We start from the raw sequence: 22,358 nt of genomic DNA on the forward strand, positions 1-22,358 counted from the left end.
CCGGAAGAGGCGCGAAATATGGAGGAACGGCCCGTGGCAAACACTTTTCCCGACGCCGTCGATCCGTCGGGGGGCAAGACCTTCCTGGGCCATCCGCGCGGCCTGTATGTCCTCTTCTTCGCCGAAATGTGGGAGCGTTTTTCCTATTATGGAATGCGCGCTTTGCTCATCCTTTATCTCACCAAGCACCTGCTGTTCGGCGACGAAAAGGCCTATCTGATCTACGGCGCCTATACGGCCCTGGTCTATATCACTCCGGTAATCGGCGGCTTCCTCGCCGACCGCTATCTTGGCCATCGCAAGGCGGTACTGTTCGGCGGCATTCTGATTGCGCTTGGCCACTTGCTGCTGAGCGTGGAGGGCACGGGGGGTCGCGACCCGACCGTCATGTCCTTTTTCTTCGCCGCGCTGGCTTTCATCATCGTCGGAACCGGCTTTCTCAAGGCCAATATCTCCGTGATCGTCGGGCAGCTCTATCCCCGCGACGACGCCCGACGCGATCCGGCCTATACGATCTTTTATATCGGCATCAATCTGGGCGCCTTCCTCGGCGCACTTGTCTGTGGATGGCTCGGTGAGACCGTCGGCTGGAGCTACGGCTTCGGCGCCGCCGCAGTCGGGATGCTCGCCGGCATCATCGTCTTCGTGATCTTCAAACCCCTGCTCATGGGCCGCGGCGAAGCGAGCGATCCGGAGCTCCTGCAACAGCGCTTCATCGGCATTTCGCGGGAATGGCTGATATATCTGGGCGCGATATTGGGCGTGGGCGTGGTCTGGCTTCTCATCCAGTATCAGGAGGTGGTCGGCCTTTTGCTCGGCGGATTCGGGGCGGTAGTGGTCGCCTATATCCTCTATACTGCGGTATTCCAGCTGCCCAAGGTCGATCGCGACCGCATCCTCGCGGCAATCTTCCTCATCGCCTTGCAACCGCTTTTCTGGGGCCTGTTCGAGCAAGCGGGTTCCTCGCTCAACATCTATACCGACCGGGACGTCGACCGGTCTATTTTCGGCTACGAAGTTCCGGCATCGATGTTCCAGTCGATCAACAGCTTCTACATCATTACTCTGGCGCCATTCTTCGCCTGGCTGTGGACCTCGTTGGGCAAGCGCGGGCGCGAGCCATCGGCGCCGGCCAAGTTCGGCCTGGGCCTGATCCAGCTCGGCGCGGGTTTCCTGGTGCTGGTGGCTGGGGCGGCAAGCAGCGACGGGCTGACGCCGGTCATCTTCATCTTCCTCATCTATCTGCTTCACACAACCGGCGAACTTTGCCTCTCCCCCGTCGGCCTGTCTGCCATGACCCGGCTGGCGGTGCCGAAGATGCTGGGGCTCATGATGGGCACCTGGTTTCTCGCCTCGGCCGGTGGCAATTACATTGCGGGGCTGATTGCTCGCGCGACGAGCGGTGGCGAAGGCGCCGCCGAAACTGCGTCGGGCACTCAGGTACTGGACATCTACGCGACGATCGGCTGGCTTTCCGTGGCGGTGGGAGTGACGGTCTTCGTCGTGGCCCCGCTGGTGACGCGACTGATGCACCTCGAAACGATCGGGGAAGACGCCGATCGCGACCTGGCGGGTCGGGCGGAACTGGCGGAACCTGCCGGCGCGGGCATCGATCTACGTGGGGAAAAGAAGCCTGGCCCAGGCCCGAACACCGGAGAACGTCCTTGATGCGTCGACATGTGATCAGCCTCGGAACGTTCGCAATCCTGGCGTCCTGCGCTACCGCCGACCGGCCCCAGACGAGCGCGCCGGCGGCACAAGAGGAGAGGGCGAGGCCCATCGCCGCCGATCCTTACCCTTCGACCTATCGTGTCTATCCGGGCGTCGTGACCGCAATCGTCGGCGCCACCGTCTATGACGGCGAGGGCGGCCGGATCGAAAATGGCACGGTCGTGCTTGCGGACGGCGAGATAGAGGCGGTCGGCGGGGCGGAGACCCCGATCCCGGACGGTGCCACGCGCGTGGACGGCCGGGGAAAATGGGTGACGCCGGGGATCATCGATGTCCACAGCCATCTCGGTAACTATCCGTCGCCGGGCGTGGAGGCCCATCAGGATGGCAATGAGGTGACGGGCGCGGTCCACGCGGACGTCTGGGCCGAACATTCGGTCTGGCCGCAGGATCCGGGCTTCAGCCGGGCTCTTGCCAATGGCGGCATTACGGCGCTGCAGATTCTTCCCGGCTCCGCCAACCTGTTCGGCGGCCGGTCGGTGACGGTCAAGAACGTGCCGGGCCGGACGATGCAGCAGATGAAGTTTCCCGGTGCGCCTTATGGCCTCAAAATGGCCTGCGGTGAGAATCCGAAGCGCGTTTATGGCGGCCGCAACCAGATGCCCGGAACCCGGATGGGCAATGTCGCCCTGATGCGGCAGACCTGGATCCGCGCGGCCGATTATAAAAAGCGGTGGGATCGGTATGAAAAGGATGGCGGCGACATGCCCGGCCGCGATCTCGCCATGGATACGCTGCGCGGCGTTCTCGCCGGTGACATTCTCGTCCACAATCATTGCTACCGCGCCGACGAGATGGCGATCATGATGGATATGGCCGAGGAATTCGGCTTCAAGATCACCGCTTTTCATCATGCGGTGGAAGCATACAAGATTCCGGATCTGCTTCGCGCCAATGATGCCTGCTCGGCGATGTGGTCCGATTGGTGGGGCTTCAAGATGGAAGCCTATGACGCGATCAACGAGAATATTCCCTTGGTCCACAATGGCGGCGCCTGCTCCATCGTCCATTCCGACGATCCCAACGGCATACAGCGATTAAACCAGGAAGCCGCCAAGGCGCTTGCAAATGGCCGGCGCGCCGGCATCCGGATTCCGGACGAAGTCGCTTGGACATGGCTCGCAATCAATCCGGCCAAGGCGTTGGGCATAGCCGATCGCACGGGCAGCTTACGGCCGGGAAAAATGGCGGATGTCGTACTGTGGAACGGCAATCCGCTCAGTGTCTACAGCCGGCCCGACCGGGTGTGGATCGATGGCGCATTGCTTTACGACGTCAACGATCCGAGCCGGCGTCCGGTCAGCGATTTCGAACTTGGGCAGCCCGGCGAAGGGGACGTGAAGTGAAGCGGACATTCGGCAGGATCGCCGCTGCACTCCTTCTCGGCCTTGCCGCCTCGGCTGCTTCCGCGCAGACGATCGCCATAACAGGTGGCAAGCTCGCGCTGGGGGATGGCAGCGAACCCATTGAAGGGGGTACCGTACTTATCCGCGACGGCCGCGTGGTCGCCGCCGGCGGCAATGTCGCCGTGCCGCCTGGAGCGGAGACGATCGACGCCGGCGGTAAATGGGTCACGCCGGGCCTCGTTGCCGGCTTGTCCCGGGTCGGGATCGTTGAAGTGGATGCCGTCGATGCGACGAACGACGTGCAGGCGAACGGCTCTCCGTTCAGTGCCGCCATCGATGTCGTGCCGGCGGTCAACCCCCGCGCGGCCGCCATCGCGATTAGTCGTTCCGCAGGGATCACGCGGGCACTGGTCGCGCCCGGAACGGCCCGCAGCATTTTCGCGGGTCAGGGCGCGGTGATCGATCTCGGTGCGGACATGGAGCCGATCACGCGCGCTCGCGCTTTCCAGTTCGTCGAACTTGGCGAGACCGGGGCGGGTGAGGCGGGCGGCAGCCGCGCCGCCGCCTATGTCCTGTTCCGCAACGCTCTGCGCGAAGCACGCGACCTCAATCGTTTCTCGGGCATCCCTGTGGGGCGCGGCACGACCCGCACTGCGCGGGCGAACGATCAGCGCGATTTCCCTTTGGAGGAAGTGCCGGACGCCCGGCTTCTCGGCTCGGCCGTGGAACGTTCCGACGACGTGCTCCTCACCCGCTTCGACGCTGCGGCGCTTGTGCCCGTGCTGAATGGGCAGCAATTCCTGCTCGTTCATGTCGAACGGGCCAGCGATATCCTGCAGGTCCTCGCATTGAAGCAGGAATTTCCTTCGCTCCGCCTCGTTCTGGTGGGCGCCACCGAAGGTTGGACGGTCGCCGACAGGATCGCTGCGGCGGGCGTGCCGGTTATCGCCAACGCGCTCAACGATCTTCCTTCTACCTTCGAACAGCTGGCCGCTACCCAGTCCAATGTCGCGCGGATGCAATCGGCGGGCGTCAAGGTTTCGCTCGGCATGATCAACAATGACGAGAGCCGCCAGCTTCGGCTTTCGACCCAAAATGCCGGCAATCTGGTCGCGTTGGGGCGGATCCCCGGTGCGTCCGGAATCAGCTGGGGCCAGGCGCTGGCGATGATCAGCTCGCGCCCGGCCGAAGCGATCGGTCTCGGCGGTGAGATCGGATCGCTCCGGGAGGGACGGCGCGGCGACGTGGTTATCTGGGACGGCGACCCGTTGGAAAATGGTTCGGCGCCCTTGCTCGTGCTGATCGACGGTGTCCGGCAGCCGCTCGACAATCGTCAGACCCGGCTTCGCGATCGCTATCGGACCGCTACCGAGGGACAATTGCCCAAGGCTTATGAAAGGTGATCGAACATGTCAGTCTCGCGCTGGCGACCCTGGCCTTCATAGGCTCCCATCTTGCCATGTCCCATCCCCTGCGAACCCGGCTGGTCCAGAATCTGGGAGAGGCGGGATTCGCCCTTCTTCATTCGCTGATCGCATTCGCGACCTTGGGTTGGATGATCGTCGCCTGGCGCGGCATCAATGCTCCAGTTCCCATGTGGATCGCGCCCTTATGGTGGTGGAATGTTGCTTCGGCGATCATGCTGCTGGCATGCATATTGCTGGTGGGGTCTCTCTTCCGTAACCCGGCTTTTCCCAACGCCGGCGCGCGCAAACCGGCGATGCGTCCCGCGACCGGCGTGTTCGCGATCACCCGCCATCCGATGAACTGGAGCTTCATCCTCTGGGCGCTCGTTCATATTTCCCTCTGGTGGTCGCCGCGCAACCTGATCGTCGCAATGGGTATCCTCATCCTCGCCATCGCGGGATCGATCGGTCAGGACCGGAAGAAGAGGGCGCTGCTCGGCGAAGGTTGGAGGGGGTGGGAAAGCCGCACGTCCTTCATCCCGTTTCGGGCCCTGATCGACGGCCGCATTCCCTGGCGCGCCGCCTTTCCCGGCTGGACTGCCTTGCTCGGCGGCCTTGCCTTGTGGCTGGCGATTACCTGGTTTCACGCACCAATGGTCTCTCCTATCGGCGGCCTGGGGCGCGGGATCGGCTAAAGCCGCTTCACCCGCGTCGCTGCTTCCGGGAAGTGACATTCTGCCGCCGGCCGCGCGACTACTGCCTTCCAATATCAGGCAAGGCTGGAGCGGGATGTTTTACGAGGAACCCTCCAGCAGGCGGTCTTCTTCCGACAGCGAGCTTCCTGGCTCGAATCCGCTTCGCCGCGCAGCCGTGGCGGTTGCTGCAACGTCCCAGGTGACGTTGCCGAGCGTGCGGAAGATGTCCGGGATCGTTTCGACCGCGATCAGCAGGAGCAATGCCTCCATCGGCACGCCCATGGCGATGCCGATCGGGGCGATCGAGGTGACGAAGCTGATCTGACCGGGAAGGCTGACGGCACCCATTGTGGTAATGGCGGCTGCGGCCACGCCCATCGCCATTTCGGCCGGTCCCAGCGGCATGCCGAACCAATAGGCCACATAGATGACGACGGCTAGGTTCATCGCGGGGCCGGTCGCCCGGAACAAGGCGACGGCCAATGGCAGAACCACGCCGGAAGCAGCGACAGGCACGTTGAGCGTCTCGGCGCTCCGGAGCATGGCCGGAAGCGAGGCCAGCGACGATTGGGTGCTGATCGCGACCGCCTGGGCCGGTGCCATGGCGCGCGCGAAATCGCGCAGGGAGACGCGCCCTCCGATCATCGCCATTGGATAGGCGAGTAGCCATATGACGATGCCGACGACCGATATGATGAGGACGTAATGGAGGAGGCCGCCAAAGGCAGCTCCGCCGGAGCGTGCCCCGACCACGAAGGCGAGGGCCGTGACGCCGATCGGCGCAAGCCAGAGGATCCAGCCGATCATGACCAGCATCACGTCCGACAGGGCACGGAAAAAGCCGGTGAGCTGTCGGCGCGGCGCATCGGGAATCCGCGTCAGCGCGAAGGCGAAGATGGTAGTGAATATGATCAGCGGCAGGATGGCGTCATTGGCCGCAGCCGAAATCGGGTTGGTGGGAATCATCGATCGCAGGAACTCACCGAAGCCCGGCACCGCGCCGACCGCCTGCGGCGCCGACGACAAGGCCGTGCGGAGCGCATCGGCGGCTTCTGCCGGCATCGGCCAGAGCTCCAGCAGGAAAGGTGTCAGCAGGGCAGCGAGGATGGCGGATGACCACAGGACCAGGATGAACAGGAGGATAGCGCGGCCGGCAAGGCGGTTGGCGCGCGCGGCTTCGGCAGAATCGGCAATGCCGATAATGATGAGTGCCACCACCAGCGGAACGATCGTCATCCTGAGCGCGTCGAGCCAAAGGCCGCCCACCGGCTCCGCCACCGCGATCGCCGTCCCGACCCAGTCTCCTCCGGAAGAGGCGCTGACAATGCCGAGCAGCAGGCCGGCCACCAGGGCGAGAAGGATGCGGGTGGCCTGCGACATTGCCGTCTCTTAATCCGCGCATCTCGTCCGGGGAAGTGAGGTAGGCTTGCGCCGCTCTCTTGCATTGTGGGGAAAGCTGCGCCCAAGTGAAGCGCAGGCGGCCGATGGGTCGCGGGTGGACGGAGCAAGGCAGGTTGGATGACGCGTAAATTCTTCGGGACCGATGGGATCAGGGGTCGCACCAACGTGGCGCCGATGACGGCCGAGATGGCCCAGCGGGTCGGCCAGGCTGCCGGCGCCCATTTCCTGCGCGGCAATCACCGTCACCGTGTGGTGATCGGCAAGGATACGCGGCTTTCCGGTTATATGATGGAATCGGCGCTCATCTCGGGCTTCACCAGCGTCGGCATGGACGTGGTGATGGTCGGGCCGGTGCCGACGCCGGCCGTGGCGATGCTCGCGCGATCGATGCGCGCCGATCTGGGCGTCATGATCTCCGCCAGCCATAATCCCTATGTTGACAACGGCATCAAATTGTTCGGGCCGGACGGCTACAAGCTTTCGGACAAGGATGAGCTGGCGATCGAAAGGCTGCTGGAAACGCCGCCCAAGCTGGTGCCGGCGCCGGAGATCGGCCGGGCGCGGAAGATCGAGGACGCGCGCGGCCGTTACATCCATTTCGCCAAATCGACCTTTCCGGAACATCTGCGCCTGGACGGACTCAAGATCGTCGTCGATTGTGCCAACGGCGCGGCCTATCAGGTCGCCCCCGCCGCCTTGTGGGAGCTTGGCGCCGATGTGGTGGCGGTTGGCGTGAGCCCGACCGGCCTCAACATCAACGACGATTGCGGATCGACCGCGCCGCAACAGCTTCAGCAACGGGTCATCGAGGAAGGTGCCCATATCGGCATCGCCCTCGACGGCGATGCGGACCGGCTGATCGTCGTGGACGAGCAGGGTCAACTCGTGGACGGAGACCAATTGATGGCGTTGATCGCGCTATCATGGAAGAAGCGCGGCAAGCTCAGGGGCGGCGGGGTCGTCGCGACCGTCATGTCGAACCTTGGACTGGAACAATTCCTGGCTGGGCATGGGCTGTCGCTGGTGCGCACCCAGGTCGGCGATCGCTACGTTCTGGAGACGATGCGGGGCGAGGGCTTCAATGTCGGCGGAGAGCAATCCGGGCACATCATCCTGTCCGACCACAGCACGACCGGGGATGGCCTCGTGGCCGCGTTGCAGATTCTCGCCTCGCTCGTGGAAAGCGGGAAGCCGGCAAGTGAGCTCTTGCATCTCTTCGATCCGCTCCCGCAATTGTTGAAAAATGTCCGTTTCGAAGGCGGGGAACCCCTGGAGTCACAAAGCGTGAAATCGGCCATCGCGTCGGCGGAAGGCCGGCTGGACGGGGTGGGAAGGCTCCTCATCCGCAAATCGGGCACCGAGCCGCTGATCCGTGTCATGGCGGAAGGCCAGGACCATGCCCTGATCGAGGAACTGGTCGACAGCATCTGCGAAGCCGTGAGATCGGTGTGACCCTGGCGATGAGACCCGATTGCGAGCGGTGCGGGTGCGACCTGCCGCCCGCCGGCACGAACGCCCGCATCTGCTCGTTCGAATGCACTTTTTGCGCTGACTGCGTGGACGGACCGCTCGAGGGCACCTGTCCCAATTGCGGCGGCGTCTTCCAGCCTCGGCCGACGCGAGCCGATCATTTGCTCGAAAAGTATCCGCCTTCGACGGAGCGCAAGGGCCCGCAATGATGGGGAAAGTGCCGCGGGTGCTGATCATCGCCGGTTCGGATTCGGGCGGCGGCGCGGGCATCCAGGCCGACATCAAGACGGTGACGATGCTGGGCGGCCATGCCATGACCGCGATCACCGCCCTGACGGCGCAGAACACGATCGGTGTCGATGCGGTGATGCCGGTGCCGACCGAAATGGTGCTGAGGCAGATCGACGTCGTCGTCTCCGACCTCGGCGTGGATGCGGTCAAGATCGGGATGATCGGCTCATCTGAAACGACCCGCGCCGTGGCCGGCTGGCTGGAGCATTCTGCCAGGGTACCGGTCGTTTTCGATCCTGTCATGGTCGCATCGAGCGGAGCTGAACTCGCCGATGCGGACACGATCGCTGTCTTCGAGCGGCTGATCGCCGTCGCATCCCTGGTCACGCCCAACCTCCCCGAACTGGCGGCCTTGACGGCCCGGACCGTGGCAACGGCGCTGGAGATGGAGGAGGCCGGGTCTTGGCTGGCGACATCCACCGGTAGCGCGGTGCTTGCCAAGGGCGGGCATCTCGAGGGCGCAGCTCTGATCGATCTGCTTGTCGAACCGGACGGCATGGTCACACATTGGAGGGGGGATCGGATCGAGACGCGTCATACCCACGGAACCGGCTGCACGCTCGCAAGCGCCATTGCCTGCGGTCTTGGTAGCGGAGCGTCCCTGACCGATGCGATCGACCGCGCGCGCAATTTCGTACTGGCGGCGATCCGTGCCGCGCCGGGCTTCGGCCAAGGCCACGGGCCGATGGGTCACGCGCTCGGCACTACACCGTTCGATTCCATCCACAGGATCTTCAAGTCCGACTGACTTTTCGGGTGGCGGCGGGCCGGCGCGATTCCTATGCTGGGCCGATGGCGGGACCCTGTTTCAAGATCGAGAAGCAATTTCCCGAGCCGCTCGCCGGGGTCGATGAGGCCGGTTGTGCGCCCTTGGCCGGACCGGTTGTCGCCGCTGCCGTCGTACTTGACCGCACGCGCTTTCCGCGCGGCATCGATGACAGCAAGGCGTTGCCGCAGCCGTTGCGCGAAGTGATCTATCTGAAACTTCGGAAGGTCGCCAAGATCGGCGTCGGCATCGCTTCGGTCGAGGAGATCGACCGTCTCAACATATATTGGGCGCGGATGCTGGCCATGACCCGGGCGGTGGAGGCGCTGGACTTCGATCCGGCCTGGGTCCTGGTCGACGGCAATGCCTGCCCGCGCTGGGATCGGCCGTCCAAGGCGATAGTGGCCGGCGATGCGAAATGCCGCTCGATCGCGGCGGCGTCGATCGTCGCCAAGGTCACGCGCGACCGGATCATGGCCGACCATGCCCGGGAGCATCCGGGGTACGGCTGGGAAACCAACAAGGGCTACCCGACGCCCCAGCACCAGCGCGCGCTGGCAACCCTCGGCCTAACGCCGTTGCATCGGCGCAGCTTCGCCCCTTGCCGGCAGCTTATCCTCACTTTGTGAGTCTTTCGGGCCACACCACTCTATCTTGAGTCCTTCCGCTGGCTTTCCGGGCTAGATGTAGCGAAGGACTCGTTTCGTTCCCGGAGCGATGACGGCATTTCAAACAAGCCGCCCAACTGGTTGATCTTGACCGCGGACTCCGCTTGACTCACTCTGCGCCTCCAACTGGGGGATTGCCTGAATGAGTGTGTTCGAGCGCGTGAAGACGGGTGCGCGGCGTGCCCCGGCGGAGGCTGATGCTATCTTGCCCGTGGGCAAAATTCTGGAAGAGGATTGCGTCGCCGCGATGGCCCGCCTTCCCGACGCCTGCATCGATATGGTCTTTGCCGACCCGCCTTATAATCTGCAGCTTGGCGGTGACCTGTTCCGGCCGGAAGGTGGGCGCGTGGATGCCGTCGACGACGATTGGGACAAGTTCGACACCTTTGCCGCCTATGACGATTTCACCCGCGCCTGGTTGAAGGAAGCACGCCGCATTCTGAAACCTAACGGGACGCTGTGGGTGATCGGAAGCTATCACAACATCTTCCGCGTCGGCGCCGCGCTTCAGGACGAAGGCTATTGGATCCTTAACGACATCATCTGGCGCAAAGCCAATCCGATGCCCAATTTCCGCGGCACGCGCTTTACCAATGCCCATGAGACATTGATCTGGGCGTCGCGGAGCGAGAACAGTCGCTACACGTTCAATTATCGGGCCATGAAGGCGCTCAACGACGAATTGCAGATGCGCTCGGACTGGGTGCTGCCGATCTGCGGGGGCGGTGAGCGGGTAAAGACACAGGGCGTCAAGGCGCACCCGACGCAGAAGCCGGAATCCCTGCTCTATCGGGTGCTGCTTGCCTGCACGAACAAGGGTGACGTGGTGCTCGATCCCTTCTTCGGGACCGGGACGACCGGGGCCGTGGCGCGACGGCTCGGACGGCAATGGATCGGCATCGAACGGGAAAAGCGTTATGTGAAGGTGGCGCGTGAGCGGATCGCTTCGACCCTGGAACTGGACGAAAGCGCGATGCGCACGATGCAGTCGAAGCGTTCACAGCCCAAGGTGCCCTTCGGCGCGCTGATCGAGACCGGGATGATCGAGCCGGGAGCCTTGCTGGTCGATTCCAAACGGCGCTGGAAGGCGCAGGTCCGCGCCGACGCGTCGGTCGAAATGGGTGGACAGCAAGGTTCGATTCATCAGATCGGTGCCGCTGCCCAGGGCGCTCCTTCATGCAATGGCTGGACTTTCTGGCATGTCAGCGAGGGCAATGGCCTGATTCCGCTCGATACACTGAGGCAGCGCTACATCCTGATGCTGGATTGAAGCAAAAGGCACAGGACTTGGAATCTATTTATCTTCGGCCAGTCGCTTTCGTCGATGCCCCTTTCGGGCTCGACGAGCAGGCCAGGCGGCTGGCCGGAGGCATGCTGTGGTTTTCCGCGGTCGAGGTCGTTTCCTGTTGCGGTGCCCGCCCCGAAAAGGTCGAACTCGTCCCTGTCTCGGCGATGCCGGAGATTATCGAGCGTCTCGGCCCGGGTGCGCGTGCCGTTTGGGACAATCTCTCCGCTGCGCGGCCTCCGCTTACGCTCGGCGATCGCATCGTCAGGCTCGATCAGCCGCAGGCGGTCGGCATCGTCAACGTCACGCCGGACAGTTTCTCGGACGGTGGCGCCCACGAAGATCCGGCGCGGGCAGCCGAGGCGGGCCATGCCATGGCCGCGGCCGGCGCGGCGATCATCGACGTGGGTGGCGAATCGACCCGGCCGGGCGCAAAGCCGGTCTGGGAGGGGGACGAGGCCGAACGCATCTTGCCGGTGGTGCGCCAGCTTGCAGCCTCCGGCACGGCCGTCTCGATCGACACCCGCAAGGCCGCGGTCATGGAGGCCGCCCTTGGCGCGGGGGCACATATGGTCAACGACGTCTCGGCGCTGATCTTCGATCAAAGGTCGATGCCGGTGGTTGCCGCTGCGGGTTGCCCGGTGGTGCTGATGCACCATCTCGGTGATCCGGAGACGATGCAGCAGGCGCCGGCTTATGACCGGCCGGTGCTGTTCGAGGTCTATGACTGGCTGGAACAGCGCATTCTCGCTGCGGTGGCGGCAGGGATCCCGCGGGAAAGGATCATCATCGATCCCGGCATAGGGTTCGGCAAGACCGTGCAGCACAATCTGCAGCTCCTGAACGGGCTCGCATTGTTCCACGGCCTGGGCTGCCCGGTCATGCTCGGCGCGAGCCGGAAGCGGATGATCGGCGCGCTTGCGGGCGAAGCGCCTGCAGACCGGAGGCTGGCCGGCTCGATCGCCCTGGCCCTGAAGGGCGCGGATCAGGGCGTGCAGCTTTTGCGTGTCCATGACGTACCGGAAACATTGCAGGCGCTGAAGGTCTGGCGCGGGCTCAGGGACGCCGCATTGACCCCTCTTTAGCGATGCTTGAGTTGGATGGACTTGCCTGACGCGCCGGCGGCACGGGAGCTACGTCATCGGCATCTTTTTCGGCGTCGCCGCAGGCGATAGGCAATGCGGGAACGAGTAGAAGGCTAAAGCGAATAGCCGCCGTCTGAGACCAGGCAGGTTCCGGTGATGAAACGCGCATCTTCGGAAAGCAGGAAAAGGATCTGCCCGGCAATTTCGGCCGGCTTGGCAAAGCGTCCAAGCGGCGCATTGGCGCTCATCGCGCGATAGGCCGCCTCCTCGCTGCCGGTCTCCGCAACGAGATCGGTGAAAAAGGGAACTGTGTTCCAGATCGGTGTTTCCACCCCTCCGGGCGCGATGGAATTGACCCGGATCCTTGCGGACGCACCTTCTCTGGCGGCGATGCGGGCGAGTTGGATGACGCCCGCTTTTGACGAACCATAAGCCGCGGTGCCCGGTTCGGCCTTGATGCCGGAAACGGAGGCGGTGAGGACGATCGCTCCGTTGCCGCCGTTGGCGCGGATCGACCGCATGGCCGCCTGCAGGCTCAGGAAGGCGCCGTCGAGATTGGCGGACTGGACACGCCGCCACTCTTCGAAATGCATCTCTTCGATCGTGCCGCCGGCGCCGATGCCGGCATTGACGACGGCATGGGTGAGGCCGGTAAGATCGGCATTCGACCAAAGTCGCTCATCGGCGACGTCGCCGATCAGCAACTGACGTTCGCAGGGCAGCGAGAAGGCGAAATCGGCGAGACTGCCTTCGTCGAGGTCGGCCAGGATAAGCTTCTTGGCGCCATTCGCCGCAAGCGAGGTGGCGGTCGCGGCGCCGATGCCAGAGGCAGCACCGGTGACGAGGATGATCGCGTCGTTGAAATTCCGCATGCCCTATCCTTAGCAGCGTCGGGCGCGGCTCACCGCAACAAAATCAGGGTCGTCTCTGCCTCATGCTGCGTCGCCGATGCCCAGTTCGCCCAACTTGCGGTAAAGTGTCGACCGGCCGATGCCGAGGCGACGCGCCACTTCGGTCATGCGGCCGCGATAGTGGCCGATGGCGAGGCGGATCACGTCGGATTCGATTTCTTCCAGGGTGCGCAGGTTTCCGTCGGGATCGTAAAGGGTGATGCCTGCCCCGTTCGACATGGCTGCGGCCGCCGAAGCGCCATTCAGCAGGCGCGCGTGATAATCGTCGGCCCGGTTGCTGAAGGTGGACTCGGTGGCGATGTGGGGAAAATCGGCGGCCGTCAGCGCATTGCCCTCGCAAAGCACCGCGGCCCGGAACAGCGCGTTTTGGAGCTGCCGGACATTGCCCGGCCAGCCATAAGCCATCAGCACCGACAGGGCGTCGTCGGTGATCGAAAGATGGCTCATGCCGGGTTGCTCGGCAATGCGTGCAAGCAGATGTCTGGCGAGCGGTGGAATATCGCTCGAACGATCGCGTAGCGGCGGGATGTCCACATGGACGACGTTCAGCCGATAATAGAGGTCCTCGCGGAAACGGCCGGCGGCAACCTCCTCGATCAGCCGCCGGTTGGTGGCGGCGATGATGCGCACGTCCACGGTCTGGATCGCACGGCCCCCGACACGCTGTATCTCGCCCGATTCCAGTGCCCGAAGCAGCTTCACCTGTGTGTCGAGCGGAAGCTCCCCAACCTCGTCGAGGAACAGGGTGGAGCCGTCGGCATCCTCGAAGCGGCCGATATGGCGGTCGAACGCCCCTGTGAACGCGCCCTTTTCATGGCCGAACAGAACCGATTCGACGAGGTTTTCCGGAATGGCACCGCAATTGACCGTGACCATGGGCTTGCGCCCGCGTGGGCTGGAACTGTGGATCGCCTGGGCGATCACTTCCTTGCCTGAACCGCTTTCGCCTTCGATCAGGACGGAGACGCGGGCGCGGGCGGCCTTGGCGGCGATGGCAAGGGCAGCGCGAAACCGCGGCGCCGACCCGACGATCTCCTCGAAGGCGAGCGTCTTGGAGATTTTTTCGGAAAGCGGCCTCAGTTCGCCGCTGGCGCGCCGTCGATCGGTGGCCGTGTCGAGAGCGGCGAGCAGCCGGTCCGGCGCCAGCGGTTTGACCAGAAAATCGCTGGCGCCGGCGCGCATCGCTTCCACCGCCACCGCGACCGAGGTCTGGGCGGTAAGGATAAGCAAAGGCAAATCGGGTCTCATCGCGCGTATCTGCTCGATGATCTCGGTGCCGGCGGGCCCCGGCAGCCAATGGTCGAGGAGGATCGCGTCCACCTTCGGAGATTCAGGGTCGTTCAGGAATTTCTGCGCCGCATCGACATCGGGTGCACCCGTCACCCACCAGCCGGCGCGCGCACCGATCGCGGTGACCAGGCGGCGCTGCGCGGGCTCGTCGTCGATCAGCAATAGGCCACGGGTAGGATCCGGCCGCATATCTTTCCCTTCATATTTTCCAGGTTCCTCCTACTCCAAGTCGGTAAAGTTCGGCTTAATCCCGCCGATTTAGGCTTGGGACTGGGGACGGGGCTTGATAAGGGGTTCGCGGACAGCGTTAAAAAGGGGTTGAAAATGGCGGCCGAGGGCGATCTCCAAAAGGAAGTGGCAACCCACAAGAAGGGCTATGAGGGCTTTGTCGGCCTTATGAAATGGGGGGGCATAGTCAGCCTTCTCCTCGCCCTGATCGTCGTTTTCGTCATCGCCGAATAATCGGCGCATTTCGTGAAATTCGCCGTCCTGAAAGAGACTGCTGCGAGCGAGCGGCGGGTCGCCGCCACGCCCGAGACGGTGCGCAAGCTTATCGGGCTCGGCGCCAGCATTGCCGTCGAGGCGGGGGCGGGTGAGACCGCGTCTATCCACGATTCGGAATATGAGGCGGCCGGCGCGACTTTGGGCGATCGTTCGACGATCCTGAAAGGCGCGGAGGTCGTGCTTGCGGTTCAAGGGCCCGAACCAGCTTCCTTGACGGGCGTGGCTCCCGGTGCCTTGGTGGTGGCTTCGCTCAACCCATTCGCCGAACGAGCTCGGGTGGATGCCTATGCGGCCGCGGGCGTCGACGCGCTTGCGATGGAATTCATGCCGCGTATCACCCGGGCCCAGTCGATGGACATATTGTCTTCGCAGTCCAACCTCGCCGGCTACAAGGCGGTGCTCGACGCGGCGGCGGAATATGGCCGTGCGTTCCCGATGATGATGACGGCGGCCGGCACCATCCCGGCGGCGCGCGTCTTCGTCATGGGCGTCGGCGTCGCCGGCCTGCAGGCGATCGCCACGGCGCGCCGATTGGGCGCAATCGTCTCCGCAACCGATGTCCGGCCGGCGGTCAAGGAACAGATCGAAAGCCTCGGGGCGAAGGCGATCTTCGTCGAGGACGAAGAAACGCAGGCGGCTGAAACCGCCGGCGGCTATGCCAAGGAAATGTCCGATGCCTACAAGGCCAAGCAGGCGGAGATGGTGTCCAGCCATATTGCCAAGCAGGACATTGTCGTCACCACCGCCCTGATCCCGGGCCGCCCGGCGCCCCGGCTCATAACCGACGCTCAGGTGGCATCGATGAAGCCGGGCAGCGTCATCGTCGACCTCGCCGTCGAACAGGGCGGCAATGTCGAAGGCGCTGTGCCGGGTGAAGTGGTCGAACGTCACGGCGTTCGGATCGTAGGCCACCGCAACGTGCCGAGCCGTCTGGCCGCCGATGCCTCCGCCTTCTTCGCGCGCAACCTCTACAATTTCCTTGCCGCCTTCTGGGATGCCGAGGCGAGAGGATTGGTGCTGCCCGACGATGACGAGATCGTGCGGGGCGTGCGCCTGACCAAGAATGGCAAGGTCGTGAACGAACGGCTCACGGCAGGCTAAGGAGAAGCTGGTGGACTTCCTCGCGATCCTCTCGATCTTCGTGCTCGCCTGCTTCGTCGGCTATTATGTCGTCTGGTCGGTGACGCCGGCTCTGCACACGCCATTGATGGCCGTCACCAATGCGATTTCATCGGTGATTGTCGTCGGCGCCCTGATCGCCAGCGCGGCCGCAGGCGTGCCCGGCGCCAAATGGCTGGGCCTGCTTGCGGTGGTGCTGGCCAGCGTCAACATCTTCGGCGGCTTCGCCGTCACGGCGCGCATGCTCGCTATGTACAAGAAGAAGGAGCGGCAATGATGCATCATGCCGCCGCTGTCCCGGCCTGGGTGTCGCTCGCCTATCTGATCGCCGGCGCCTTCTTCATTCTCGCCCTTCGCGGCCTTTCCAGCCCGGCATCGTCGCAGCGCGGCAATCGTTTCGGCATGGCGGGCATGGGCATCGCGGTTGCCACGACCCTGATCCATTTCCAGCCGGGCGCCGAACTGGGGCGCATAGACACGATTTTGCTCGTGGAGATATTGGTCGCGATCGCGATCGGCGGCACGATCGGCCTGGTGACCGCGCGCAGGATCGCGATGACGGCCATGCCGCAGCTCGTCGCGGCTTTTCACTCGCTGGTCGGCCTGGCGGCCGTGCTGGTCGCCGCGGCCGCCTATCTCAACCCGCAGGCATTCGACATTGCCGGCGCCGATGGGGTGATCAATCCGGTCAGCCGGGTCGAGATGGGGCTTGGGGCTGCGATCGGTGCGATCACCTTTTCGGGCTCGGTCATCGCTTTCCTGAAGCTGAACGGCAATATGTCGGGAAAGCCGATCCTGCTGCCGATGCGGCATGTGATCAACCTCGGCACCTTGGCCGCGATCCTGGGCCTCACCGCCTACTTCACCGTCGATCAGGGGCCTTGGGTGTTCTGGACCGTGACCGGCCTCTCCTTCCTGATCGGCTTCCTGCTGATCATTCCGATCGGCGGCGCCGACATGCCGGTCGTCGTGTCGATGCTCAATTCCTATTCCGGTTGGGCCGCGGCGGCGATGGGATTCACGCTGCAGAACAGCGCGATGGTGATCACCGGCGCCCTGGTCGGTTCGTCCGGCGCGATCCTGTCCTACATCATGTGTCGGGCTATGAATCGCAGTTTCATCTCGGTGATCGCGGGCGGCTTCGGCGGCGATGCGGTCGCTGGCGGCGGCGGGCCCGCCATCGATCGCCCCTACAAGCGTGGCTCGGCGGAAGATGCGGCCTTCCTCATGAAGCAGGCAGAGCAGGTGATCATCGTCCCAGGCTACGGCATGGCGGTGGCTCAGGCCCAGCATGCGCTTCGGGAAATGGCGGACCTGCTGAAGGAGGAAGGGGTCAGCGTCAAATATGCGATCCATCCTGTGGCGGGACGGATGCCGGGCCATATGAACGTATTGCTGGCCGAAGCGAACGTGCCGTACGACGAGGTGTTCGAACTGGAGGATATCAATTCGGAATTCGCTCGTACCGACGTTGCTTTCGTGATCGGAGCCAACGACGTTACCAATCCGGCTGCCAAGACCGACAAATCGTCGCCGATCTACGGCATGCCGGTGCTGGACGTCGAAAAGGCGAAGACCGTGCTGTTCATCAAGAGATCGATGGGCGGCGCCGGCTATGCGGGCGTCGAGAACGAGCTTTTCTTCCGCGACAATACCATGATGCTGCTCGCCGACGCCAAGAAGATGGTCGAGGAGATCGTCAAGGCGCTGGATTAGAGTCGGCGCCCTACCGCGTAGGCGGCTTCAATTCGTCCTGCCCTTGCCCAAGGAGCGCAACTTACCATCCTGTGCCGGGCCTGGCGTCCGCCCGGTAAAGGGCTACGCGGGTCTTTTGCAGTCGCCTCAAGCCAGCGCATGATCGATTGAGGTGGTAGCGCTTGGCGCTTCCGTCGATGACGTGAATCAGGTTCTATTCAAATGTTTAGTCCATGAGTCACCTTTCAGATTGGTTCAATCTGAAGCGATCTTGGTCTAGGATCGGAATCCATTCCCGACTAGGCTGCTAGCCACTCGGGTCGGAGTCTTCCAAAGGTGCGCAAGCTAGGCATGATCGGCGGGATGAGCTGGGCCTCGACCGCGATCTATTATGACATGATCAACAAGGGCGTAGCGCGAAAGCTCGGCGGCAGGTCGTCGGCTCCCCTGATCATCGAAAGCTATGATTTCGAACCCATTACGGCATTGCAGGCGGCCGAGGCTTGGCAGAGGCTCGGCGACATGCTCGCGGGCACCGCACGCCGCCTTCAGGCGGCCGGCGCCGAGGGCCTGATCCTGTGCACCAACACGATGCACAGGCTTTACGACCGCGTCGCGGGGGCGGTGGCCGTACCGATCCTTCATATTGGCGACGTCACCGCCGAAAAGCTGGCGGCTGACGGCGTCAGGCGCGCCGGCTTGATCGGGACACGCTTCACCATGGGTGAGTCTTTCTATCGAGAGCGGCTGGAAGCGCGCGGGATTGCCGTTGCCACCCCCGATTCGGGTACCGCTGCCGAGATTGACCGCATCATTTTCGACGAATTGTCGCGCGGCGTCATTTCGCGTCAATCGCAACGGCGTTTGAAGACATGCCTGACGGAAATGGGGCAGGCGCGGCAGCAGGCCGTCATCCTTGGCTGTACGGAACTCGTCATGCTGGTCGATCCGGCAGCAAACGTGATTCCGATCTACGATACGACCGCCCTTCACTCCAAGGCGGCCGTGGACTGGATCACCGCCTGACAGGGGCATGTCCGCACGGATGGACGATTCAAGCGTTCTTGCCATCATCGGTATCCGCTGGCAGGGGCAACGGGCCGGGCGCTTAGCTCAGTTGGTAGAGCATCTCGTTTACACCGAGAGGGTCGGCGGTTCGAGCCCGTCAGCGCCCACCACCCCGAAGGGGAACATTGCCGGCAGCCTTGCCTTTTTCCAGGGGAAGGCTGTTTTGGGCCGGCGGTTACAGCGTCCGAATCAATTTGACGGCGACTGCCGCCCATTGCGGGTCTGCGATGATGAGCTGGCGCGTGCCAGCGCCCGGCGGAAGCAGATGAAGTTTGTCCTCTTCGCGCCCGATCAGGCGACCGAACAGGAAGCGGCCCGCCGGACGCGGTACCAGCAGATCCCGATTGAGGACCGACGCGAAGTCCGCCGGGCCAATCCGGCGGCACCAGATTTCGTCATTGCTTCGATAATCGCCAATTCCGCAGGCAACGCTGATCGCGATCATGTCTGGTCCCGGCTGCGGCAGCAGCGCGACGCCGCCGCGACGCGGCGCACGGGCTCCGTCCTGACCGAGCACGGCGGCGATCGGGACGTCCCCCCGGTCGGGCAGACTGACGAGATCGGCGGCTTCGACGTTCAGGGCGAGTGCGATCCGGTTCAGCCAGACCACGGAGAGGGTGCGGGTGCCCGTCTCGAGTCTGCCGATGGTTTGCGGCGTCGTCGGCGGGGTGCATCGGTCGGCGACGTCCTGAAGCGTCATTTTCCTAGCGCGGCGTACGTCGCGGATACAAGTGATCATAGGGCCCTCGAACCATTCCGGTTCAATTCTTCTGCTTGACCTTAGCCTCGCTGGCAAGCCTCTGTGACGAGACGCGCGAGATTGGACGGCGGGTGAAACCTGCCGTATACGTATCAAAACAAAACCGAATGGAGGAAATATGATCGTTTACGGGTCCTCGATGTCGCCCTTCGTCCGCAAGGTGCTGGCATTCGCGTCGGAAAAGGACATCTCGCTGGACCATAAGCCGCTTGGCCTGGGCTCCGACGATCCGGACTTCCTCGAGGCGAGCCCGTTTCGGAAAATTCCTGGCTTTCGCGACGGCGATTTCGCCATTTCGGATTCGAGCGCGATCATCGCCTATCTCGAAGCTCTTCAGCCGGAGCCGAATTTGATCCCGGTCGAACCCAAGGCCCGGGCGCGAACGATCTGGTACGATGAATTTGCGGACACGATCTTGGCGGCGTGCGGAGGCAAGATGTTCTTCAATCGCGTCGTGGCACCGCGCTTCCTGGGCCGCGAGGGCGACAGCGTGACGGCGGACAAAGCCGAATGCGATGAATTGCCACCTCTGCTGGACTATATCGAGCGGGTGTTGCCGGAAAGCGGATGGCTGGTCGATGATCGCCTGACTCTGGCGGACATCTCTGTGGCCAGTCCCTTTGTCAATTTGGGCCACCTCGACATCGACTATGAAGCGGGGCGGCCGAAGCTGGCGGCCTATATAGGTCGTATGCTTGCGCGTGAGAGCTTCCGGCCGTGGGTGGAGCGGGAATCGGCCTTCCTGCGACGTAGCGCCGCTTGAGGCCTTGCGCTGGTCCGCGGGGATGTCGATTAGCCGATGAGGGCGACCGCCAGGGAAGGATCGATCTTATCCGTCGGGAGCCTTTCGATCGCGGGCACGAGCCGGTCGGCGTCGCGGACCTTCTCGTCGAAATTGACCGGCAGTCCGCGTACGAAAGCCGGGCTCGGTGTCTCGCTCGGGCATGATCCGGAACAGGTTTCCAGGCGCGCGAGCAGCCGTTCCAGCTGAGCGGCGTCGGGCTGGGGTTGGGGGGGGGTCCGATGCGCAGGCTGCACATAGGGACATCAATAGGGACATCAGAAGCGCGGACGCAGCATATCCTTTCATGATCGGTCCAACGCGGATCATGGAAAAGGGATGCGGCATCGAGAAGGTTTATGCGTCGCCAACCATTTCCGACAAGGTCGTGACAAGGAGGTCGGCCGATACTCGGCGGGAGTTCGGCCGGGAGAATGTCGTGACGAAGCTGGGATCGGGACGTTCTGGACATCTGCTGGCGGTGATTGCGCTGGCTTCAGCCGCGCCGCTGCTTCAGGGCAGTGCAGGCCCGCTCAGCAATCTGGATGTGCGTCTGCTTGCCGCGCACAATCGGGAACGCGAAACGGCCGGCCTTCCGCCGCTCGGGTGGGACCGGGCCCTTGCATCGGACGCAGCACGTTGGGGCGATTACCTTGCCGCCGTCGGTGCGCTCGAACATGAAGAGGATGATCCGGGGGATCCCGATCCGCAAGGCGAGAATCTGTGGTTGGGCACCAAGGGACACTTCACCGCCGAGGATATGGTCGGCATGTGGATCGAGGAGAAGGCTCATTTCGTCCCAGGCGCTTTTCCGGACAATAGCCGCACCGGCGATTATGAGGATGTCGGCCACTATACGCAGCTGATGTGGCGCGACACCCGACGTGTCGGCTGTGCGGTCTCCCGCGGAAACGATTATGACGTGCTGGTGTGCCGCTACCGCCAGGCCGGCAACGTCTTGGGCGAGCAGCCGTTCTGATCGGAGCGCGGCTAGATTGACTCGGAACTAACGGAATATAACGAGGTGTGATTCCGCCGATGACGCGAATCCGGCTCAATTCAAACGTCTATGTCGACAGGAATTTTCGCGCGGCGGCAATCTGCCTTGCCCTCTCGATCGCGCGCTCTTCGGCCTTGACCTGATCGCCCTTGAAGCCGGGCCGGTAGACGGAAAGGCGCGCGGCAGGAGGTTCCAAGGCGGGATTGATCTGCGCCCAGACCTGGCCCTCGGACAAAGGATCTTCGAATTCGAGGCCGGCATGATTGTCCGTTGACCACCGCACCGTGGCGAGCACTTCCAGATTGCCGCGCCGCAGGATGATGTCGGTTCCCGGACGCGGAATTCCCTCGCCTTCCACCAGGGCGCCGGTTGCGGAAAGATCCCGCATTCGCACGGAATATTCGTTGGTAGTCGTTACGAGCTTGGCAAGCAGCAAGGCGCGGTGTCGCATACTCGCCCGTCGGGACGGTTCCGTCCCGTTCGTCACTAGGCTCAAAGCTGCCTGACTACCCATCATCTGTCACCCACGGAAATTGTCCGAAGGTGACTTTGCTCCGATAAGGCTAATATGGGGTTAACCTTGTTCGACCGCATGGGGACGTGGCTGGAAGAACTGGATCCGGTCCCATAAATGGGTCTGACCCAAGATTAGCCCCGGGAGGGGTCCTGGCGGCCGCGAAGGTCAGCCGCCTTTCTTGGCGGGCTTGTCCTTCGCATCCGGCTTTGTCGCCGTGTCCGTCGCGGCCGGGGTTTCGTCTTGCAGGTCGCCTGGCCGGCCCACGACCGGTATTTCGGCCGATCCCTTCATCACCTGGATCGCGCGAAGGCATCCCTGTCGGCGCAGATAAGCGACCGCGCTGGCAGCCACGACCTTGCCGTTGCCCGCCGCGAAGTTCCAGCGCCAATGGCCCTGCTTGTCCTTGAAGATGAGGAATGATGGAAGCGGACGCTTGATAGCCATGGATTGCCCTTGATGATCTGTCGTGGAGACCGCTCGATAGCGGGGAGCGGCAGCGAGGCCAAGGCGCGATCGCCTAATTGAGTTGGTTTGGGAAGAATAGCGGATGGCGATACCGGCGTGCGCGC

General features: G+C 63.6%; 24 protein-coding genes and 1 tRNA gene. 18 read left to right on the forward strand and 7 right to left on the reverse strand.

Annotated elements, in window-relative coordinates; genetic code table 11:
• Positions 1-33: 33 nt before the first annotated feature.
• The 4 genes from RQX22_RS04850 to RQX22_RS04865 are packed head-to-tail and all read left to right on the forward strand — an operon-like array spanning position 34 to position 5,178.
• Positions 34-1,668, forward strand: coding sequence for a peptide MFS transporter (locus RQX22_RS04850; protein ID WP_315724176.1), 1,635 nt, complete (start codon positions 34-36; stop codon positions 1,666-1,668).
• Positions 1,668-3,077 (forward strand): amidohydrolase, encoded by a 1,410-nt coding sequence (locus RQX22_RS04855; protein ID WP_315724178.1) that lies wholly within the window; start codon positions 1,668-1,670, stop codon positions 3,075-3,077. The genes RQX22_RS04850 and RQX22_RS04855 overlap by 1 nt, the downstream gene beginning before the upstream one ends.
• Positions 3,074-4,480 carry an amidohydrolase family protein gene (locus RQX22_RS04860; RefSeq protein WP_315724180.1) on the forward strand — a complete coding sequence of 469 codons (1,407 nt, stop codon included), beginning with the start codon at positions 3,074-3,076 and terminating at the stop codon, positions 4,478-4,480. The genes RQX22_RS04855 and RQX22_RS04860 overlap by 4 nt, the downstream gene beginning before the upstream one ends.
• Complete coding sequence (locus tag RQX22_RS04865; protein ID WP_315724183.1) at positions 4,477-5,178, forward strand: NnrU family protein; 702 nt, start codon at positions 4,477-4,479, stop codon at positions 5,176-5,178. Before RQX22_RS04860 ends, RQX22_RS04865 begins: the two co-directional genes overlap by 4 nt.
• Positions 5,179-5,277: 99 nt before the next feature.
• Here the strand turns inward: RQX22_RS04865 and RQX22_RS04870 are convergent, their stop codons facing one another.
• Complete coding sequence (locus RQX22_RS04870) at positions 5,278-6,558, reverse strand: dicarboxylate/amino acid:cation symporter (protein WP_315724185.1); 1,281 nt, start codon at positions 6,556-6,558, stop codon at positions 5,278-5,280.
• Between the two features lie 138 nt (positions 6,559-6,696).
• On the opposite strand from RQX22_RS04870, the gene glmM reads away from it, so the two are divergent.
• The 6 genes from glmM to folP all read left to right on the forward strand — a co-directional run bounded on the left by glmM (position 6,697) and on the right by folP (position 12,144).
• Positions 6,697-8,031, forward strand: coding sequence for a phosphoglucosamine mutase (glmM, locus tag RQX22_RS04875; protein WP_315724187.1), 1,335 nt, complete (start codon positions 6,697-6,699; stop codon positions 8,029-8,031).
• Positions 8,032-8,039: 8 nt separating this feature from the next.
• A complete protein-coding gene (locus tag RQX22_RS04880) occupies positions 8,040-8,258 on the forward strand; it encodes a DUF1272 domain-containing protein (protein ID WP_315724190.1) in 219 nt (72 codons plus the stop codon).
• The gene (thiD, locus tag RQX22_RS04885; RefSeq protein WP_315724192.1) at positions 8,255-9,088 is read left to right on the forward strand and encodes a bifunctional hydroxymethylpyrimidine kinase/phosphomethylpyrimidine kinase; all 834 of its coding nucleotides are present in this window, start codon (positions 8,255-8,257) and stop codon (positions 9,086-9,088) included. Before RQX22_RS04880 ends, thiD begins: the two co-directional genes overlap by 4 nt.
• Positions 9,089-9,132: 44 nt before the next feature.
• Positions 9,133-9,735: a ribonuclease HII gene (locus RQX22_RS04890; protein WP_315724194.1), complete on the forward strand. Its 603-nt coding sequence runs from the start codon at positions 9,133-9,135 to the stop codon at positions 9,733-9,735.
• A gap of 181 nt (positions 9,736-9,916) precedes the next feature.
• Positions 9,917-11,044, forward strand: coding sequence for a site-specific DNA-methyltransferase (locus RQX22_RS04895; RefSeq protein WP_315724196.1), 1,128 nt, complete (start codon positions 9,917-9,919; stop codon positions 11,042-11,044).
• Between the two features lie 17 nt (positions 11,045-11,061).
• The gene (folP, locus tag RQX22_RS04900; protein WP_315724198.1) at positions 11,062-12,144 is read left to right on the forward strand and encodes a dihydropteroate synthase; all 1,083 of its coding nucleotides are present in this window, start codon (positions 11,062-11,064) and stop codon (positions 12,142-12,144) included.
• Between the two features lie 113 nt (positions 12,145-12,257).
• On the opposite strand, the gene RQX22_RS04905 is transcribed toward folP, so the two are convergent.
• Complete coding sequence (locus tag RQX22_RS04905; protein ID WP_315724200.1) at positions 12,258-13,016, reverse strand: SDR family NAD(P)-dependent oxidoreductase; 759 nt, start codon at positions 13,014-13,016, stop codon at positions 12,258-12,260.
• 60 nt (positions 13,017-13,076) lie between these two features.
• Complete coding sequence (locus tag RQX22_RS04910; RefSeq protein ID WP_315724202.1) at positions 13,077-14,534, reverse strand: sigma-54-dependent transcriptional regulator; 1,458 nt, start codon at positions 14,532-14,534, stop codon at positions 13,077-13,079.
• A 135-nt stretch (positions 14,535-14,669) separates the two neighbouring features.
• On the opposite strand from RQX22_RS04910, the gene RQX22_RS04915 reads away from it, so the two are divergent.
• The 6 genes from RQX22_RS04915 to RQX22_RS04940 all read left to right on the forward strand — a co-directional run bounded on the left by RQX22_RS04915 (position 14,670) and on the right by RQX22_RS04940 (position 18,841).
• Positions 14,670-14,807: an aa3-type cytochrome c oxidase subunit IV gene (locus tag RQX22_RS04915; RefSeq protein WP_315724204.1), complete on the forward strand. Its 138-nt coding sequence runs from the start codon at positions 14,670-14,672 to the stop codon at positions 14,805-14,807.
• 12 nt (positions 14,808-14,819) lie between these two features.
• Complete coding sequence (locus tag RQX22_RS04920) at positions 14,820-15,950, forward strand: Re/Si-specific NAD(P)(+) transhydrogenase subunit alpha (protein WP_315724206.1); 1,131 nt, start codon at positions 14,820-14,822, stop codon at positions 15,948-15,950.
• A 10-nt stretch (positions 15,951-15,960) separates the two neighbouring features.
• Positions 15,961-16,245 (forward strand): NAD(P) transhydrogenase subunit alpha part 2, encoded by a 285-nt coding sequence (locus tag RQX22_RS04925; RefSeq protein WP_315724209.1) that lies wholly within the window; start codon positions 15,961-15,963, stop codon positions 16,243-16,245.
• Positions 16,245-17,684, forward strand: a complete 1,440-nt coding sequence (locus tag RQX22_RS04930; RefSeq protein ID WP_315724607.1) for an NAD(P)(+) transhydrogenase (Re/Si-specific) subunit beta — start codon at positions 16,245-16,247, stop codon at positions 17,682-17,684. The genes RQX22_RS04925 and RQX22_RS04930 overlap by 1 nt, the downstream gene beginning before the upstream one ends.
• Positions 17,685-17,999: 315 nt before the next feature.
• On the forward strand, positions 18,000-18,689 hold the full coding sequence (locus RQX22_RS04935; RefSeq protein ID WP_315724210.1) for an aspartate/glutamate racemase family protein: 690 nt from the start codon (positions 18,000-18,002) through the stop codon (positions 18,687-18,689).
• 76 nt (positions 18,690-18,765) lie between these two features.
• Positions 18,766-18,841 (forward strand) — tRNA-Val (locus tag RQX22_RS04940).
• A 65-nt stretch (positions 18,842-18,906) separates the two neighbouring features.
• On the opposite strand, the gene RQX22_RS04945 is transcribed toward RQX22_RS04940, so the two are convergent.
• Positions 18,907-19,470, reverse strand: coding sequence for a helix-turn-helix domain-containing protein (locus tag RQX22_RS04945; RefSeq protein WP_315724212.1), 564 nt, complete (start codon positions 19,468-19,470; stop codon positions 18,907-18,909).
• Between the two features lie 139 nt (positions 19,471-19,609).
• On the opposite strand from RQX22_RS04945, the gene RQX22_RS04950 reads away from it, so the two are divergent.
• A complete protein-coding gene (locus tag RQX22_RS04950) occupies positions 19,610-20,254 on the forward strand; it encodes a glutathione S-transferase family protein (protein ID WP_315724214.1) in 645 nt (214 codons plus the stop codon).
• 29 nt (positions 20,255-20,283) lie between these two features.
• Here RQX22_RS04950 and RQX22_RS04955 read toward each other — a convergent pair whose 3' ends face one another.
• Positions 20,284-20,529, reverse strand: a complete 246-nt coding sequence (locus RQX22_RS04955; protein ID WP_315724216.1) for a hypothetical protein — start codon at positions 20,527-20,529, stop codon at positions 20,284-20,286.
• Positions 20,530-20,660: 131 nt separating this feature from the next.
• On the opposite strand from RQX22_RS04955, the gene RQX22_RS04960 reads away from it, so the two are divergent.
• A complete protein-coding gene (locus RQX22_RS04960) occupies positions 20,661-21,251 on the forward strand; it encodes a CAP domain-containing protein (protein ID WP_315724217.1) in 591 nt (196 codons plus the stop codon).
• Positions 21,252-21,339: 88 nt separating this feature from the next.
• On the opposite strand, the gene RQX22_RS04965 is transcribed toward RQX22_RS04960, so the two are convergent.
• On the reverse strand, positions 21,340-21,789 hold the full coding sequence (locus RQX22_RS04965; protein ID WP_315724218.1) for a PilZ domain-containing protein: 450 nt from the start codon (positions 21,787-21,789) through the stop codon (positions 21,340-21,342).
• A gap of 165 nt (positions 21,790-21,954) precedes the next feature.
• A complete protein-coding gene (locus tag RQX22_RS04970) occupies positions 21,955-22,233 on the reverse strand; it encodes a YegP family protein (RefSeq protein WP_315724220.1) in 279 nt (92 codons plus the stop codon).
• Between the last annotated feature and the right edge of the window lie 125 nt (positions 22,234-22,358).

The sequence above is a fragment of the Sphingosinicella rhizophila genome (assembly GCF_032378825.1).
Taxonomy (GTDB): domain Bacteria; phylum Pseudomonadota; class Alphaproteobacteria; order Sphingomonadales; family Sphingomonadaceae; genus Allosphingosinicella; species Allosphingosinicella rhizophila.